We start from the raw sequence: 15,759 nt of genomic DNA on the forward strand, positions 1-15,759 counted from the left end.
GCTCCTCAATGTCCAAGATAGGCTTCGATCACGGCGGGGTTCTTGCGCACCTCGTCCGGCCGCCCCATCGCCAGCACCTTGCCTTCCGCCATCACCATCACGCGTGAGCACAGCGACATCACGAATTCCATGTTGTGCTCGATCACCACGAAAGTCGCGTTCTTCTCGCGGTTGATCGCGATCAGGCGCTCCTTCAGGTCCGACAGCATCGTCGGGTTGACGCCACCCGCGGGCTCGTCGAGCAGCACCAGGCGCGGTCCGCCCATGAAGGCCATTGCGGCGTCGAGCAGCTTCTGCTGGCCATAGGACAGGCCGCCGGCCGGCTCGGCGGCGAGATGGTCGAGCTTGAAGAAACCGATCATCTGATTGGCGGCGTCGGTCAGCCCGGCATCGGAGCGGCCGACCAGGCGCGAGGCCATGTTACCCTGGTGCTCCTGCCCGGCGAGGATCAGGTTCTCGCGCACCGAGAGCTTTGGAAATACCTGCAGGAGCTGAAAGGTGCGGCTGACCCCGAGCTTGTTGAGTTCGGAGGGGCGGAGGCCCGTGACGGTCCTGCCGTCCAGCTTGACCTCGCCGCTGCTGGGCGTGAGCTGGCCGAGGATGCAGTTGAACAGCGTCGATTTGCCGCAGCCGTTCGGCCCGATCAGGCCGAGGATCTCGCCTTCGCGGACGTCGAAGCTGACGCCATCGACCGCGTTGATGCCGCCAAAATTCTTCTTGATGTCCGTGACTTCGAGCACCGCACTCATTGTGCCGTCTCCAGGCGGGATTTTGCGACGGCCCGCAGCGCAGACGCAGCCTTGGTGCGCCGCGCCGCCATGTAGCGATCGAGGATTCCCAAGATGCCGGTCGGCGACCAGATCAGCAGCAGCATCACTGCGATCGCGTAGAGCATCAGGTAATAGCCCTCGGTGAAGCGCAGCCATTCCGGCAGCAGCACCGCGATCATCGCACCGAGGAAGGGACCGAAGTAGAAGCCGGCGCCGCCGACGATCACCATCATCAAGAGATCCAGCGAGAGCGACAGGTTGAACGGTACCGGATCGATATACTGCGTCAGCGGCGCATAGAGCGCGCCGGCGACGCCGCCGAGCGCCGAGCCGATCGCAAACGCCATCAACGTGTAGCGGCGAGTGTCGACGCCGAGCGACTGCGCGCGCAGCGGATTCTCGCGCAGCGCGATGAAGGCGCGGCCCCAGGGCGAGCGGATCAGCCACCAAACCGCGAGCGAGACGATGGCAAGCGAGCCCAGGCAGACATAGTAGAACGGCAGCGGCTTGTTGGTCGCGATGCCGAAAATATGGGGCCGCGGAATATTGGAGATGCCGTAGATGCCGCCCGTGAGCCAGCTCTCGTTGCGGAAGACCAGGAAGGCGAGGGTGGAGAAGGCGAGCGTGACGAAGGCGAGATAGTGGTGCTGCACGCGCAGCGCCGGATAGCCGAGCACCCAGCCGACCGCAAAGCTAAGCACGATCGCGACGACGATCGCGGCCGGCAGCGGCCAGCCATGGGTCGTCACGATCGCCGCGGCGTAAGCGCCGATGCCGACGAAGGCGCCCTGTGCCAGTGAGACCTGGCCGGCATAGCCGAGCGTGAGATTGAGCCCCATCGCGGCGATGGTCATCACGGCCCACTGGCTCAGGATGAACAGGCCGTAGCGATTGAAGTTCATGGGAACGACGATCAGCGCGGCGATGACCGCGAGGCCAAGCGCAATCTTCAGCGGTTTGGCAAATCCGGTCATACCGTGCGCTCCTCGGCGCGGCCGAGCAGGCCCTGGGGACGGAACAGGATGACGATGATCAGAACGAGCATCGGCACTGCGGCGCGATATTGCGTCGAGACGTAGGAGGCCGCGAGATTATCGAGCACCCCGATCAGGAGGCCGCCGGCAATCGCGCCGCGCACCTGGTTGAAGCCGCCGACGATCGCGGCGATGAAGGCGGCCTGGCCCAGTACCTCGCCGGAGGAGAATTTCGCCAGATAGATCGGCGTGATCAGGAGCGAAGCCAGCGCGACCAGGAACGCGTTGATCAGGAAGGTCAGGAGGATCATGCGCTCGACCGGCACGCCGATGATGCGCGCGACCGTCGGGTTCTGCGCCGCCGCCTGCATCTGGTGGCCGAGCGAGGTGCGGTTCAGAAGCGCGGTCAGGCCGACCACCGCGAGGATGGCAACAGTGAGAACGCCGATGCTCTGCAGCGAGACGGCGTGCCCGAGGATCGAGACATCGCCGGTCGGCACGATCGAGGGGAAGGGCGAGGCTTCGGCGCTGAAGAACTGCTTCACGGCTTCCTTGATGCCGATCGCCAGCGCCATGGTGGCGATCGCGAGCGGCAGCACGCCATGGCGCATCATCGGATCGACCAGCAGCATCTTGAAGGCAAGGCCAAGCAGGATCATCGAGAGCAGGATGCCGAGGATGATCGCGAGCCAGAACGGCGCCCCCACATGCATCGCTGCCAGCATGAGGAAGGCCGGCAGCATCACGAACTCGCCCTGCGCGAAATTGATGGTCTGCGAGGTTTGCCAGAGCAGCGTGAAGCCGACCGCGACCAGCGCATAGATGGCGCCTGTTGCAAGTCCTGCGACCAGAAGATCGAACAGATTGGACATTTCCCCTCTCCCCGCACGGCGCTCTACCCCGTCTCCCCGTTCTTACGGGGGGAGGGTGGGGTGAGGGGCTTTCTCCGCAAGCTCGGTATCAGACGACTCGCGGAAGCTCCCCTCACCCGGAATTTGCTGCGCAAATTCCGGCCTCTCCCCGCAGGCGGAGAGAGGCGAAGAGCCTCACTTCAGCTTCGGCAGCACCTGCTTCACCACCTGCTTGCCTTCCACGACCTCGACCAGGAAGCTCTGGCGGTCGATGTCGCCGTTCTGGTCGAAGGTGACGTCCATCAGGATGCCCGGCTCGTCCGCGGCCTTGATGGTCAGGCCGTGCAGTGTGTCGGCAAACGCCTTCGAATCGACTTTGCCCATCTTCTCGGTGGTCGCCTTGACCATGTAGACGGCGAGGTAGCCCTTGAGGCCGTTGTGGTCGGGCACGTAGTTGTACTTTTTGGAGAACCGATCGCGGAAGCCCTTGATCAGGTCGACCGGCGCGTCCGTGGTGAGGCCGACATGGCCGCGCGCGCCATTGGCGGCGTCGCCTGCAAGCTCGATCACTTTCTGGCCGATCAGCGTGGTCTCGCCCATCAGCGGCGCGGTGACGCCTTGGCGCTTCAGCTCCTTGAGGATGCGCGCGCTCTCTTCTTCATTCAGATAGACGAACACCGCGTCGGGATTGGCGGCCTTGATCTTGCCGACGTCGGCGGCGAAATCGGCTTGGCCCGCTTCGGTCGAGAGATCCGCGACGACCTTGGAGCCGAGGCGGTCGAGCTCCTTGACGATGACGTCGCGACCGCCGCGGCCGAAATCATTGTTGACCCAGACGACCGCAACCGTCTTCGCCTTCATGTCGTCGTGGATGTACTTTGCGACCTTCGGCATCGAGGATTGCTGGCCAAAGGAGGTGCGGAACAAGAACTTGTTGCCTGCCTGCGTCAGCTCGGCGGCCTCGCCGCCCATGATCTGCGCGATGCCGGCTTCGGCGGCGAGCGGGGCGGTGACCTTCACCGAGCCGGAATAGCCGGGCCCGAGCAGCACGTAGGGCTCGGCGTCGAGCGCCTTCTGCACCTGCGCGCGCGCCACGCCGGGGTTGGACTGCGAGTCGGCATGGGTGACCTCGAGCTTGCGGCCGAGCACGCCGCCCTTGGCGTTGATTTCCTCGATCGCGAGATCGATACCATTCTTCCAGTTGGTGCCGACGGTGGCGCCGCCGCCCGACAGCTCGGCAACGTCGGCCAGCTTGATCGGCTGCGCGAAGGCGCTCGTTGCCATGGCAACCGCAAACAGGGCGCCCAGTAATGTCGATTTCATCTCACTCCTCCCGTTTCTCATCAGTTATGCAAGCGGCCTTGTTTCCGGCCGCTTTCCGTCAAGCTGCCTGATAGGCAGCGCTGCGCGCTGCCATCACGGCGTCGAAAGCCTCTCCCATGACCTCGGTCGATGGGGCAAGGCCGGTGAACAGTTCGAACGCGTCCGCGGCCTGGTAGATCGCGAGCTCGCGCCCGGTCATGATCCGCGCGCCCTTGGCCTGCGCGGCCGCGAGCAGCGGAGTGATCAGCGGCGAATAGACGGCGTCGGCGACCCAAAGGTCTGCACGCAGCAGCGCCGTCGGCACCGGCGTGTCCCGATTCGGCAGCATGCCGACCGGCGTGCCGTTGACCAGGCCGGTTGCGCCCTCGAGCGCGTCCTCGACGCTCGAGGCGACCTTCGCGCCGTTCGCGGTCAGGAGCGATGCGAGCTTCTCCGCCCGCGCCGGTTCGCTGTCGACGATACGGATATCGGAGACATTCTGGCTCGCCAGTGCAAAGGCGATCGCCTTGCCGACGCCGCCGGCGCCGATCACGGCGACCGCATTGCCCGCGGGCGCAAGCAGGGGCGCCACCGCACGGGCAAATCCCGTGGTGTCGGTGTTGTGGCCGATCAGCCGGCCGTCGCGAACGACGACGGTGTTGACTGCGCCCATGGCGGCTGCGCCCGGCGCAAGCTCGTCGAGCAGCGGCACCACCGCTTCCTTGTAGGGATAGGTGACGTTGACGCCGGCAAAGCCGAGGCGCCGCACCCCCTCGAGCATCATGCTGAGCCCGGCAGAATCCGCGCCGGCGACCTCGATGAGCTGGTAGTGGCCGCGCAGCCCCAGCGCTTCGGCGGCGCGCTCGTGCATGGCGGGGGAGGCGGAATGCTTAATCGGCGCGCCGATCAGGCCGGTGAGGAGTTTCTGGGGTGCGGCAGGTCGGCGCGTTGACATGATCCGGATTGGTCTGGGTGTGTGTTTCGCCACGCGGTGTTGCGCGGAAATTCGCAAAGCTCAAGCCCGACGATAGCCTGTCTCCTGCCTAACACAATTACTCATTTATCCTACAAACCTAACATAATGTTATTTCTTGCGACCGCGTGCCACGGCGACCTTCTGGCCGCTGCGCGAGGGCTCGACCGCGCGCATCTCGGCGCGGAGCTGCTCGATGAAATATTCGACGTGGAGGGAGAGCGGCGCGCCGCGTTTCACCGCGATATAGGTGTCGAACCGTGTCGGCTCGGTGATCTTCAACAGCTCGATGCCGGGATAGCCGCCATGGGCGACCGTGAACTGGTCGATGATCGCGATCCCGAGGCCCGCCTTCACCAGCGCGCACACCGTGGTGCCGAAGCGGGCGCGGATGGTGATGTTGTAGTCGAGCCTGTGACGGGCAAAGATCTCGGCCATGATCCGCCCGTACGGATCGTTCGGGTCGATGCCGATCAGCGGATAGCGTGTGATTTCGGCCGCCGAGACCTGCTTGCGGTCGGCGAGCTCATGGCCGGGCGGCACGATGCAATAGAGCTCGCCGGAAGCGAGCGGCATGAAGTCGAGACCGGAATGTTCGAGACGATAGCTCATCGCGACGCACTCGCCGCGGCCGAGCATAAGATAGTCGATTGCTTCCTCGAGCTTCAGGATGTTGATGTCGATACCGAGATCCGGATAGCGCCGCCGGACGCGCTCGATCGCACGCGGCACCATCACCTGCGAGATGCTCGGTACCGAGCCGATGCGTAGCTCCGACAATCCGCCGCGACCGATCTTGGAGATGATCTCGGAGAGGTCGTCGACCTTCTTGTAGACGCCGTTGATCTGCTCGAAAATGTTCTCGGCTTCGGGCGTCGGGAAGTAGCGTCCGTTCTGTCGCTGGAAGAAGCGGATACCGAGCGAGCGCTCGGTGTATTTGACGAGGCGGCTGATGCCGGGCGCGGAGACGTTCAACAGCTTTGCCGCGCCGCCAATGGTTCCCGTCACCATCACGGCGCGGATTACTTCAACCTGGCGTAGCGTCATCATGCTCTAGGACAATCCCCGACGAACGATCGTGAGTGACGATCATTTCACGACAGGCGTCATGTCAACCAGCCGTAAATGCCTGTCAACGCGCGTAAGCTCGGGATGCTTGGCTCCCTCCCACAAGGGAGAAGGAAAAACGGAGCTCGCGGTGAGATTGCTTCGGCTGAAATCAGCGCGCTCGAATTGAAAAGCGGACGCAGGTTGCGCGGGCGTTTCATCCGCGCGGTTGCTGCAACTGCGTTCTAGCGTGCCGGCCCGTCGGGCGAAGCGCTATCGGGCAGTGCGGTGCGTTCGCTTTGCAGTACCTCTCGTGCGAACTCGATGATCTTCTGCTTGTTCGTGGTCTCCCGGACAGCGAAGAACACGCGGTTGAGTTCCAGACCGAGCACGCTGTTGAGGGCGATGTTCTCGTCTTCCATCGTGGCTCTCCCGCTCCAGACGATGGAGGTGTATCTTGACCCCCCTTCCTCCACAAGTAGATTAAATCTTCAGAGCGTGTCGCACCGTGAAACTACGGAGGCGACGCATTGAGGCGACGCCCGAGTCGGGCTACAAAGCAATCTACGAAGGCAGGCAAGGGGCTGGAACGAACCGATGTCCGCCGTGGACTATGGCCGGGAAGCGCTCGACTTCATCGAAGGCCTGGAAGCCTACAGCAGGGTTCCGGATGCGATGAACGCGCTTGAGGCGGCATTTGGCCGCTTCGGCTTCGAGCACATCATCGTCACGGGCCTGCCGAATCCAGAGCAGCACTTCGAGCAGATGGTGCTCGCCAAGCGCTGGCCGGCGGAATGGTTCAGGATGTACACCGAAAGGAACTACGTCCGCTTCGATCCGGTGATCCGGATGTGCCGGCAGTCGGTTAATCCCTTCGAATGGTCGGAAGCACCTTACGATGTCGAGCGGGAGCCCGGTGCGGTGGAGGTGATGAACCGCGCCACCGATTTCCGCATGTCGCGTGGTTTCGTCGTGCCGATCCACGGGCTGACCGGTTATGAGGCTGGCGTTTCGCTCGGCGGGGTGCATCTCGATCTCAACGCGCGGAGCAAGCCGGCGCTACACCTGATGGCGATGTACGGCTTCGACCGCATTCGCCGCCTGCTCGATCCGCGTCCGACGCCGCCGGCGCTGCTCACGCCGCGCGAGCGGGAGGTGATCGCCTGGGCTTCGCAAGGCAAGTCGGCCTGGGAGATCGGCGAGATCCTTCACATCACGCAGCGGACCGCCGAAGAGCATCTTGCAACCGCTGCGCGCAAGCTCGGTGCCGTCAACCGTACGCATGCAGTCGCGATCGCGATCAGGCACAAAATCATCAATCCATAAGCTCTCACTGGGAAATTTCCCAATATCGAATTCGCCTCGTTTCAACGAGGCTTCCCCCGTTTTGAGGAACGGGGGATTTCATGATCCACGCAATTTCATCAGCGAACCGTCATCTGTATGAGGACGTCGTCGAGCAACACTTCCGCTTGCGGCACGAGATCTTCGTCGACGAGCGCAAGTGGGAAGCGCTGCGCAAGCCCGACGGCCGCGAGATCGACGTCTACGACGACGAGGATGCGATCTACATGCTCGCGCTGGAAGGCCGCCGCGTGATCGGCGGCTACCGGCTGTATCCGACCACCAAGCCGACGATGATGAGCGAGGTCTTTCCGCATCTCGCTGCGGTGCGCGGCTGTCCGGCCGGCGCGCTGGTCTGGGAGTGGTCGCGCTTCTTCGTTGCGCGTGACCGCCGCGACGGAACCGTCAACCTGCAATTGATGGCTTCGGCGCAGGAGTTCTGTCTCGACCAGGGCATCGAGCGTCTCTGCCTCGTCATGGAGACCTGGTGGTTGCCTCGCTTCCACGACATCGGATTCGTCGTCACGCCTCTGGGATTGCCCGCGCTCATCGACGGTTCCTGGACCATGGCTGCCACGATCGACGTTTGCCGGGAGTCGCTCGCTATCGTGCGCGAGCGGATCGGCATGGCGGGCGTCGTGCGCCAGGACGGTCCACGCCTTGATGCCATCGCCCGTGCCAACACCTGCGGCCTCACCGCCGCGCAACGAAAGACTGCCTGAAATGTCGAACATGACGCGAGACAGCCAAGCCCTTGCGAAACTCAAGATGAAGATGAAGGAAAAGAATCTCGGCTACATGTCCGACATGGCGCTCGAGCTGGCGCAGATGGCGGACGATTGCGGCCACGCTACGCTGGCCTACCTTTTCCGAATGGCGGCGCTGGAGGCCTCGACCGCAGGTTCCTTCGCCGCCGATGATCTTCCTCACCAAATGACGTCGCATTAGCTGCGGCGATGACCTTGCCTTTCCTTCTCCCCGGCTCTTACGGGGAGAAGGAGTCGTCTCCTCTCTCTCCGAAGCGGGCCCGATTGCTTCCACTGGTCGCGATGCAACGATTCCCTTCGGCATAGTCGTCGCGCGCATGCACATGAGTTGTGCGCGAGCCGCGACAGCAACCTCTCCGTTCAACATTGGCCCCGCGCGTCGTCCGAATTGACGACGGGTGCGGCAGGTTGACCCATCCTCGCGACGATCTCGCTGCAAGCTCATCGCCTGTTCGATGAGATGCAACAAAGTGCATGTCTGGCGCAGAATCGCTCTTGCGTCGGAACGATACTGCCGTTACCGATTTTGGCCTTGAAGAGGCAGGGGAGCTCTTTCACTGATGGCGGCCGTGTTCGAACATCGGCGCAACATGATGCGTGGCTGAAAGAGCGTCGATGCTGCTCGTCGTCGAACAATTCCTCAACGGATTGCAGTTCGGGCTGCTTCTCTTCCTGCTGGCCGCCGGCCTGACGCTTGTGTTCGGGATCATGGATCTCGTCAATCTCGCGCACGGCTCGCTCTACATGATGGGCGCCTATTTCGCTGCGACCTTCGTGGCCTGGACCGGCAATTTCCTGCTGGGCGCGCTGCTCGCGCTCGGCGCGACGCTCGTGCTCGGCATCGTGCTCGAAGTGGTGGCCCTCAGGCATCTCTATGGCCGGGACCATCTCGACCACGTGCTCGCGACCTTCGGCCTCATCCTGTTCTTCAATGAGGCAGTGCGGCTGATCTGGGGCCCGGCGGGCCTGGCGCTGCCGCTGCCGCCCTGGCTCACCGTGCCGGTGCCAATCCTGCCCGGCATCTATTATCCGGCTTATCGGCTGGCCATCATCGTGGTCGCGCTTCTGGTCGCGCTGCTCCTTTATCTCGGTGTGATGCGCACGCGCATCGGCATGCTGATCCGCGCCGGCGCCTCCAACCGCGAGATGATCGGCGCGCTCGGCATCAACATCAAACTGCTCTACACGCTGGTGTTCGGTCTTGGCGCGGCGCTCGCCGGCCTCGCCGGGCTGATGCAGGCGCCGATCCTCACCGTGCAGATCGGCATGGGCGAGAACATCCTCATCCTTGCCTTCGTCATCATCGTGATCGGTGGCATCGGCTCGATCCGCGGCGCGTTCCTCGCGGCGATCTTCGTCGGCATGATCGACACGCTCGGCCGCGCCTTCCTGCCGAACCTGCTGCGTCAGGTCCTGAGTTCAACCGCAGCGTCCACCGCCGCACCCGCGCTGTCCTCGATGCTGATCTATCTCTTGATGGCGATCGTGCTGGTGGTGCGGCCGGAGGGGCTGTTTCCGGCCAATCGTCGATGAAGGCTTTGAGCGTGAGCAAGGCCGTCACGGCCCTGGTGCTGGCAGGCCTCGTGCTGTTGCCGCTCTATTCGCAGCTGTCCGGCAACATCTTCATCCTGACGCTGTTCACCCGCATCGTCATCCTGGCGCTCGCGGCCGCGAGCCTCAACCTCATCATGGGCTATGGCGGCATGATGAGCTTTGGCCACGCCGCCTATCTCGGCATCGGCGGCTATGCCGTGGGCATTCTGGCGCAGGAAGGCGTTGGAAGCGGCTTCATCCAGTTTCCGGTCGCGCTTGCGGCGTCCGCGCTGTATGCGCTCGTGATCGGCGCGCTGTCCTTGCGCACGCGCGGCGTCTATTTCATCATGATCACGCTCGCCTTCGCGCAGATGGCCTACTACGTTGCCTCTGGCCTCGCGCGTTATGGCGGCGACGACGGTCTCACCGTCTACAAGCGCAGCGATTTTTCCGGGCTGATCGATCTCTCCAGCCGCGTGCAGTTCTACTATCTCTGCCTCGCCTGCCTCCTCGGTGTCATCTTCCTGATCTGGCGTATCGTCAATTCGCGCTTCGGTCTCGTCGTGCAGGGGCTGCGCTCGAACGAGCAGCGCATGCAGGCGATCGGCTTTCCGGCAAAGCGTTACCAGCTCGTCTGCTTCGTCATATCAGGGACCATGTGTGGGCTCGCCGGCGCGCTGCTCGCCAACAACACCGACTTCGTCAGCCCGGCCGTGATGTACTGGACCCGCTCCGGCGACCTCATGGTGATGGTGATACTCGGCGGCATGGGTACGCTGTTCGGCCCGGTCATCGGTGCGGTGGTGTACCTGCTGCTGGAAGAATTCTTGTCGCAGATCACCGAATATTGGGCGCTGATCATGGGCCCGCTCCTGCTGCTGATCGTGCTGTTCGGCCGCGGCGGCATCATGGGCATGCTCGGGAGGACCGGTCGTGGCTGAACCGCTACTCCGCGTCGAAAAGCTGGTGCGACGCTTCGGCGGCATCACCGCGACCGATCACGTCTCGCTCGATGTCGCGGCCGGCGAGCTGCACGCCATCATCGGCCCGAACGGCGCTGGCAAGACCACGCTGATCAGCCAGCTCACCGGGCATCTCTCGCCGCATGCGGGCAGCGTCTCGCTCGGCGGGCGCGATATCACCTACTTGCCGGCCTATCGCCGCTGCGCGCTGGGGCTCGCGCGCTCGTTCCAGATTACCTCGCTGCTGCTCGACTTCACCGCCGCCGACAATGTCGCGCTGGCGGCGCAGGCGCACGCCGGCACGTCGTTCCGCTTCTTTGCCAATGCGCGGAAGGAGCGATCCTTGCGCGATGCCGCCCATGCCGCGCTCGATCGCGTCGGCCTGTCGCATCGCGCCGATGTCGTGGTGTCCCGCCTCAGTCATGGCGAGCGGCGCGAGCTCGAGCTTGCCGTGGCGCTGGCGAGCAAGCCGAAAATCCTGCTGCTGGACGAGCCGATGGCGGGCCTTGGCGTCATCGAATCCCAGCGCATGGTGAAGCTGCTTCACGATCTGCGGAAAGAAGTCTCGATCGTGCTGGTCGAGCATGACATGCCGGCGGTGTTCGCGCTCGCCGATCGCATTTCGGTGCTGGTCTATGGCCGCGTGATCGCCTCCGGCGATCCGGCCGCGATCCGAGGGAACGACGAGGTCAAGCGCGCCTATCTCGGCGATCAGCACGTGGTGACGCGCCATGATTGACCGGATGGCTGACACCCTGCTCGACGTCGATGGTATCGAGACCTGCTACGGGCTCTCCCAGGTGCTGTTCGGTCTGTCGCTGTCCATCAGGCCCGGCGAGATGGTCTCTTTGATGGGCCGCAACGGCATGGGCAAGACCACGACGATCCGCTCCATCATGGGCCTGACGCCGGCACGCGCGGGCGCGATCCGCTTTGCAGGCTCGGAGGTGCGGCAGCTTCCGTCCTACAGGATCGCAAAGCTCGGCGTGGGTCTCGTGCCCGAGGGGCGCCAGATCTTTCCCAATCTCACCGTGCGCGAAAATCTCGTCGCGGCCGCTGCCGACCGTTTCGGCAGTGACAATCCCTGGACGCTGGCCGCGATCTACGTCCTGTTTCCGCGCCTTGCGGAACGCGCGTCGAACATGGGCAACCAGCTCTCCGGCGGCGAGCAGCAGATGCTCGCCATTGGCCGCGCGCTGATGACCAATCCAAAGCTGCTGATCCTCGATGAAGCGACCGAAGGCCTCGCCCCGCTGATCCGCGACGAGATCTGGAATTGCCTGTCGCTGCTCAAGAAGCGCGGCCAGTCCATCCTCGTCGTCGACAAGAATGTCGACCACCTCGCCCGCATCTGCGATCGCCACTACATTATCGAGCGCGGCAAGACGGTGTGGAGCGGCACCTCGGGTGAGCTGACCGCCGAGCCGGAGCTGCAGCACCGGTATTTGGGGATTTGAGGGACTGAGTCTGTGGCGGCACTTTCGTGCCGTTCACTCGGTGTCGTCCTGGCGAACGCCAGGACCCATACCGCGGAATCTATCGAGTGCAGCTCGTATCAGTCCCGGCAACCACTCTTCGCCAAAATGGGACAATCGCGACGAGCGCCGGCGCTCGCGCGGGGGTCCTGGCTTGCGCCAGGACGACATTGGGGAGGTAGTCGATCCAGATTACCAATAGATCCCGTGGCGATGGAGTTCGCGGATGACGCGGGCTTCGAGCGTGGGCTCGCGGCGCTTCGGCTTGGTCGCGACCGTCGTCTTGGCCGGCTCGGTTGTCGCCGCGGGCGCGGTGGTTTGCGCTGGCGGCGTTGCCGCCGGCGTGGTGGTCGTTGCCGTCACAGTCGGCTGCGGCGTGGTCGCCTGCTCGCTCGCGCTGGCGGCGGCGAGGCTCAGGCTCCGCGAACCACCGGCATGAGCCTGACTGGCGAGCAACGACATCGCGGCAATCAGGATCAGCTTGCGCATGGGAAACCCCATAATTTAGTCAATCCGTCTTACCTAAACGCACCGGTCGCGCTCAGCGCGACAGGCGATGCACGCCGATCTCGATCAGGGTGGTACGGCAGGACAGGCGGTAAATCAGGCTGAACAATTGACCCCACATGACCGAACTCCATTGTCTGATCACATGCTGGCACCATAGCGCCGCAGTCTTTCCGGCGGTTTTCGAGGGATGCGGAAAATGGCTTCGTCCGGAGGTGACCTGATGTCGTCGGAACAGGTGGGACGAAGTCACCTCACAGCGGCGTGAGATGTGTGCATCGGGCGCGGTACGGTTTTGCCGTCGCCAGCCGGTCTCAGAACATCTCGAAATATTCGTGATGCTCCCAGTCGGTCACCTCGGCCAGGAAGCGGTCGATTTCGGCATTCTTGATGTGGGTGTAGTAGTCGACGAATTCCGCCCCCAGCTTTTCGCGGAAGAACGGGTCGTCCTTCAGTGCGCCGACGGCATCGCGCAAGGATTTTGGCAACAACGGCGCCTTGGTCTCATAGGGCGCGTCCGCCGACGGGCCGGGATCGAGCTTGCGGTCGACGCCGTCCAGCCCCGAGAGGATTTGCGAGGCCATGTAGAGATAGGGATTGGCGGCAGGCTCGCCGATGCGGTTCTCAAGCCGCGTCGCCGGATCGTCGGCACCGCCGAGCACGCGGATCATCACGCCGCGATTGTCGCGGCCCCAGATCGCGCGGTCCGGCGCCAGCGAGTAGGAGCGGTAGCGCTTGTAGCCGTTGATGGTCGGTGTCGTGAACACGGCCGAGGCGCGGGCGTGGTCGAGCAGGCCTGCGAGCCAGGCGCGGCCGAACTCGCTGAGGGGCTGGCCGGCCTCTTTCGCCATGAACTGATTCTCGGCCGTGGCGCGCGAGACGATCGACTGGTGCAGATGCCAGCCGCTAGCGAACACGTTCGGCAATTTTGGCCGACACATGAAGGTGGCGTGATAGCCGTGACGGCGCGCGATCTGCTTCACGGCGGAGCGGAACAACACCATGTTGTCGGCGGGCTCGATTCCCTTCCGCGGCTGGAAGGTGAACTCGCACTGGCTCGGTCCGAACTCGACCTCGACGGAGCGCAAGGGAAGCCCAAGCGCGACGATGTCGCGGCGCAGGATCTCCAGCACCGGCTCCATCTGATCGAAGCGCTGCTCGGTGAGGTATTGATAGCCGTGGCTGAGCAGGCTGACGGAGGGCGGCGTGCCGGGTTGGCCGGCATCTTCGGCGCGCATATGCGCGTCCTCGAGCCTGAAGATGTGGAATTCCACTTCGAGGCCGGCGACGAAATCATGGCCGCGCGTGCCGAGCTGGTCGAGGACGCGCCTGTAAAGCCCGCGCGTCGCGAATGGCACAGGCCGTCCGTCGTTGAAGTAGAGATCGCACAGCAGCCAGCCCGTGGTCGGCGCCCAGGGCAGTACGCGGAAAGTGGTGGGGTCGGCGACCATCAGCACGTCAGCCGCGCCCTCCATCTCCTTCATGCCGAAGCCGCCGCCTGATGTGAACACCGGAAACACCGTGCGATGCGAGGTGTCCTTGGCGAGCATGGTCGTAGTGATGGAGCAGCCGCTCTCCAGGGACGCGATCGCCTCGGCCGCGATGATGGTCTTGCCGCGCAAAATGCCGTGCTGGTCGGGGAAGGCGAGACGGACGACTTCGAGGTTCTTCTCCTCGACCATCCGCCGCACGCGCAGCGCCGTGTCCTTCTGCTCGGCCGACCAAAGCCCGTGACGCGCGACGAAACTCACTCTGCTGCTCCTTGCTGCCCGTCATTCCGGGGCGCCCGAAGGGCGAACCCGGAATCTCGAGATTCCGGGTTCGATGCTAACGCATCGCCCCGGAATGACGGTGCTATAAGATTCACTCCGCCGCCGTCAGCCGGTGCACCTTGCCTTCAATGTCCTTCGGCACCGGCGCCGTCCAGGGCGCGCCGCGCCTTCGCTTTACGTCGACTTCCATCCAGTAGGTTTCCCAGCCCTGGGTCGGGCCGATGCCGTCCATGGTCGCCGGTCCCTGGATGCTGCGTGCGTTGGCCTCGTCCAGATGCAGCATCGGCTTCTCGCCGCCCGCAACCTTCTCGATCTCCTGCCGCAGCAACCGGCGATATTGCACGATCGCCTTGTCGCTCTGGCCGAGATGCTCCTTGGTGCGGTCCTGGATCGCGCCCATCGATTCCACCGCCCACTGGTCGTGGACGTTGATGTCGGTGCCCATGCCGGTATAGGTCGCGGTCGCCTGCTCGTGGGGATCGAACCCGTAGTCGTTGGCCTTGTTCTTCCGCGATTTGTAGTCGGGCAGCTCGTAGAGCTCGAGCCGCTGGTCGCGCATCTTCTGCTTGTCGACCAGGCTCGTGTAGCTGGTGAAGATTGCGTACCAGTAACAGTTCTCGTCATCGACCGGCACGTGCCACTGCGTGATCGTCATCTCCGTGCTCATCGGGATGACGAAGCCGTGCGGAAAGAGCTGATTTGTCACCCGCACATGCGTGCGCTCGTCGTCGATTTCGCGCAGCGCAATCAGCCGCAGACCATATTCGGTGTGCTCGACATTGATGATCGGGCGGTCGTATTCGCGCAGGATTTTGGTCATCGGCAGGTCGGAGCCCGCGGAGGCGCCGCGGAACTGCTTGCCGTAGGCGGTCGAGGTGTCCTCGTCCTCGAAGAAGCGGTGCAGGTAGGAGGCGTGCGCGGGATCGATGCCGACTTCCAGCGCCTGCAGCCAGTTGCAGGCCATATGGCCCTTGAACGCAAAAGTGTGTGTGCCGGGTGCGACGAAGCAGTCGATCTCGGGAAAGGCGGGCGGGGCGCCCTCGCCGAGAAAGGCCCAGAGGATGCCGCTTCGCTCCACCACGGGATAAGAGCGCTGCCGGATGTTCTGGCAGAGCTTTGAATCCTTGGGCTCGGCCGGCGTCTCGATGCACCGGCCGGTCGCATCAAACAGCCAGCCGTGGAAGGCGCAGCGCAGGCCGCCCTGTTCGAGCCTGCCGAAGGCGAGGTCGGCGCCACGATGCGCGCAGTGGCGGTCGATCAGGCCATAGCGGCCGCTCTCGTCGCGAAACAGCACGAGGTTTTCGCCGAGCAGTTTGACGGGGCGGATCGGCCGCGCGCCCTCCAACTCGTCCACCAGCGCCGCCGGCTGCCAGTAGCTCCGCATCAGTCTGCCGCAGGGCTCCGTCGGCCCGGTGCGGGTGATCAGGTCGTTCTGCTCCTGGCTCATCATGGCGTTCGCGTCCCTTTTTGCTCGGAGTGGCG

The 15,759-nt window shown here is 64.0% G+C and carries 17 protein-coding genes; 7 read left to right on the forward strand and 10 right to left on the reverse strand.

From position 1 onward, the window contains the following. Positions 1 to 5: 5 nt before the first annotated feature. The 7 genes from Q3C01_RS27670 to Q3C01_RS27700 all read right to left on the reverse strand — a co-directional run bounded on the left by Q3C01_RS27670 (position 6) and on the right by Q3C01_RS27700 (position 6,339). Positions 6 to 749 (reverse strand): ABC transporter ATP-binding protein, encoded by a 744-nt coding sequence (locus Q3C01_RS27670; RefSeq protein ID WP_458148461.1) that lies wholly within the window; start codon positions 747 to 749, stop codon positions 6 to 8. Then, positions 746 to 1,744, reverse strand: a complete 999-nt coding sequence (locus tag Q3C01_RS27675; protein WP_458148462.1) for a branched-chain amino acid ABC transporter permease — start codon at positions 1,742 to 1,744, stop codon at positions 746 to 748. Before Q3C01_RS27675 ends, Q3C01_RS27670 begins: the two co-directional genes overlap by 4 nt. Continuing rightward, entirely contained in the window at positions 1,741 to 2,616 is an 876-nt protein-coding gene (locus tag Q3C01_RS27680; protein ID WP_458148463.1) for a branched-chain amino acid ABC transporter permease, read from the reverse strand. The genes Q3C01_RS27675 and Q3C01_RS27680 overlap by 4 nt, the downstream gene beginning before the upstream one ends. Positions 2,617 to 2,790: 174 nt before the next feature. Then, positions 2,791 to 3,918, reverse strand: coding sequence for an ABC transporter substrate-binding protein (locus Q3C01_RS27685; RefSeq protein WP_458148464.1), 1,128 nt, complete (start codon positions 3,916 to 3,918; stop codon positions 2,791 to 2,793). A gap of 58 nt (positions 3,919 to 3,976) precedes the next feature. Next, complete coding sequence (locus Q3C01_RS27690) at positions 3,977 to 4,852, reverse strand: shikimate dehydrogenase (RefSeq protein WP_458148465.1); 876 nt, start codon at positions 4,850 to 4,852, stop codon at positions 3,977 to 3,979. A gap of 129 nt (positions 4,853 to 4,981) precedes the next feature. Continuing rightward, a complete protein-coding gene (locus Q3C01_RS27695; protein WP_458148466.1) occupies positions 4,982 to 5,920 on the reverse strand; it encodes a LysR family transcriptional regulator in 939 nt (312 codons plus the stop codon). A gap of 242 nt (positions 5,921 to 6,162) precedes the next feature. After that, the gene (locus Q3C01_RS27700) at positions 6,163 to 6,339 is read right to left on the reverse strand and encodes a hypothetical protein (protein ID WP_458148467.1); all 177 of its coding nucleotides are present in this window, start codon (positions 6,337 to 6,339) and stop codon (positions 6,163 to 6,165) included. A 175-nt stretch (positions 6,340 to 6,514) separates the two neighbouring features. On the opposite strand from Q3C01_RS27700, the gene Q3C01_RS27705 reads away from it, so the two are divergent. From Q3C01_RS27705 to Q3C01_RS27735, 7 genes are all read left to right on the forward strand, one after another. After that, entirely contained in the window at positions 6,515 to 7,243 is a 729-nt protein-coding gene (locus tag Q3C01_RS27705) for a helix-turn-helix transcriptional regulator (RefSeq protein ID WP_458148468.1), read from the forward strand. Between the two features lie 80 nt (positions 7,244 to 7,323). After that, entirely contained in the window at positions 7,324 to 7,983 is a 660-nt protein-coding gene (locus Q3C01_RS27710) for an acyl-homoserine-lactone synthase (protein WP_458148469.1), read from the forward strand. 10 nt (positions 7,984 to 7,993) lie between these two features. After that, a complete protein-coding gene (locus tag Q3C01_RS27715) occupies positions 7,994 to 8,209 on the forward strand; it encodes a hypothetical protein (protein WP_458148470.1) in 216 nt (71 codons plus the stop codon). Positions 8,210 to 8,643: 434 nt separating this feature from the next. After that, positions 8,644 to 9,561, forward strand: coding sequence for a branched-chain amino acid ABC transporter permease (locus Q3C01_RS27720; protein WP_458148471.1), 918 nt, complete (start codon positions 8,644 to 8,646; stop codon positions 9,559 to 9,561). Next, complete coding sequence (locus tag Q3C01_RS27725; RefSeq protein WP_458148472.1) at positions 9,558 to 10,502, forward strand: branched-chain amino acid ABC transporter permease; 945 nt, start codon at positions 9,558 to 9,560, stop codon at positions 10,500 to 10,502. Before Q3C01_RS27720 ends, Q3C01_RS27725 begins: the two co-directional genes overlap by 4 nt. Continuing rightward, positions 10,495 to 11,262, forward strand: coding sequence for an ABC transporter ATP-binding protein (locus tag Q3C01_RS27730; RefSeq protein WP_458148473.1), 768 nt, complete (start codon positions 10,495 to 10,497; stop codon positions 11,260 to 11,262). The genes Q3C01_RS27725 and Q3C01_RS27730 overlap by 8 nt, the downstream gene beginning before the upstream one ends. Positions 11,263 to 11,266: 4 nt before the next feature. Further along, complete coding sequence (locus tag Q3C01_RS27735) at positions 11,267 to 11,980, forward strand: ABC transporter ATP-binding protein (RefSeq protein ID WP_458148474.1); 714 nt, start codon at positions 11,267 to 11,269, stop codon at positions 11,978 to 11,980. 210 nt (positions 11,981 to 12,190) lie between these two features. Here Q3C01_RS27735 and Q3C01_RS27740 read toward each other — a convergent pair whose 3' ends face one another. From Q3C01_RS27740 to Q3C01_RS27750, 3 genes are all read right to left on the reverse strand, one after another. Next, positions 12,191 to 12,487: a hypothetical protein gene (locus Q3C01_RS27740; protein ID WP_458148475.1), complete on the reverse strand. Its 297-nt coding sequence runs from the start codon at positions 12,485 to 12,487 to the stop codon at positions 12,191 to 12,193. Between the two features lie 332 nt (positions 12,488 to 12,819). Further along, complete coding sequence (locus Q3C01_RS27745) at positions 12,820 to 14,256, reverse strand: glutamine synthetase family protein (protein ID WP_458148476.1); 1,437 nt, start codon at positions 14,254 to 14,256, stop codon at positions 12,820 to 12,822. Between the two features lie 112 nt (positions 14,257 to 14,368). Next, entirely contained in the window at positions 14,369 to 15,727 is a 1,359-nt protein-coding gene (locus Q3C01_RS27750) for an aromatic ring-hydroxylating dioxygenase subunit alpha (RefSeq protein WP_458148477.1), read from the reverse strand. Positions 15,728 to 15,759 lie beyond the last annotated feature (32 nt).

It is taken from the genome of Bradyrhizobium sp. UFLA05-109, from assembly GCF_054185165.1.

Excerpts from the sequence above, each read along its gene's own strand:
- Q3C01_RS27670 (WP_458148461.1), bottom strand. The coding sequence starts at position 749 with ATGAGTGCGGTGCTCGAAGTCACGGACATCAAGAAGAATTTTGGCGGC.
- Q3C01_RS27675 (WP_458148462.1), bottom strand. The coding sequence starts at position 1,744 with ATGACCGGATTTGCCAAACCGCTGAAGATTGCGCTTGGCCTCGCGGTC.
- Q3C01_RS27680 (WP_458148463.1), bottom strand. The coding sequence starts at position 2,616 with ATGTCCAATCTGTTCGATCTTCTGGTCGCAGGACTTGCAACAGGCGCC.
- Q3C01_RS27685 (WP_458148464.1), bottom strand. The coding sequence starts at position 3,918 with ATGAAATCGACATTACTGGGCGCCCTGTTTGCGGTTGCCATGGCAACG.
- Q3C01_RS27690 (WP_458148465.1), bottom strand. The coding sequence starts at position 4,852 with ATGTCAACGCGCCGACCTGCCGCACCCCAGAAACTCCTCACCGGCCTG.
- Q3C01_RS27695 (WP_458148466.1), bottom strand. The coding sequence starts at position 5,920 with ATGATGACGCTACGCCAGGTTGAAGTAATCCGCGCCGTGATGGTGACG.
- Q3C01_RS27700 (WP_458148467.1), bottom strand. The coding sequence starts at position 6,339 with ATGGAAGACGAGAACATCGCCCTCAACAGCGTGCTCGGTCTGGAACTC.
- Q3C01_RS27705 (WP_458148468.1), top strand. The coding sequence starts at position 6,515 with ATGTCCGCCGTGGACTATGGCCGGGAAGCGCTCGACTTCATCGAAGGC.
- Q3C01_RS27710 (WP_458148469.1), top strand. The coding sequence starts at position 7,324 with ATGATCCACGCAATTTCATCAGCGAACCGTCATCTGTATGAGGACGTC.
- Q3C01_RS27715 (WP_458148470.1), top strand. The coding sequence starts at position 7,994 with ATGACGCGAGACAGCCAAGCCCTTGCGAAACTCAAGATGAAGATGAAG.
- Q3C01_RS27720 (WP_458148471.1), top strand. The coding sequence starts at position 8,644 with ATGCTGCTCGTCGTCGAACAATTCCTCAACGGATTGCAGTTCGGGCTG.
- Q3C01_RS27725 (WP_458148472.1), top strand. The coding sequence starts at position 9,558 with ATGAAGGCTTTGAGCGTGAGCAAGGCCGTCACGGCCCTGGTGCTGGCA.
- Q3C01_RS27735 (WP_458148474.1), top strand. The coding sequence starts at position 11,267 with ATGGCTGACACCCTGCTCGACGTCGATGGTATCGAGACCTGCTACGGG.
- Q3C01_RS27740 (WP_458148475.1), bottom strand. The coding sequence starts at position 12,487 with ATGCGCAAGCTGATCCTGATTGCCGCGATGTCGTTGCTCGCCAGTCAG.
- Q3C01_RS27750 (WP_458148477.1), bottom strand. The coding sequence starts at position 15,727 with ATGATGAGCCAGGAGCAGAACGACCTGATCACCCGCACCGGGCCGACG.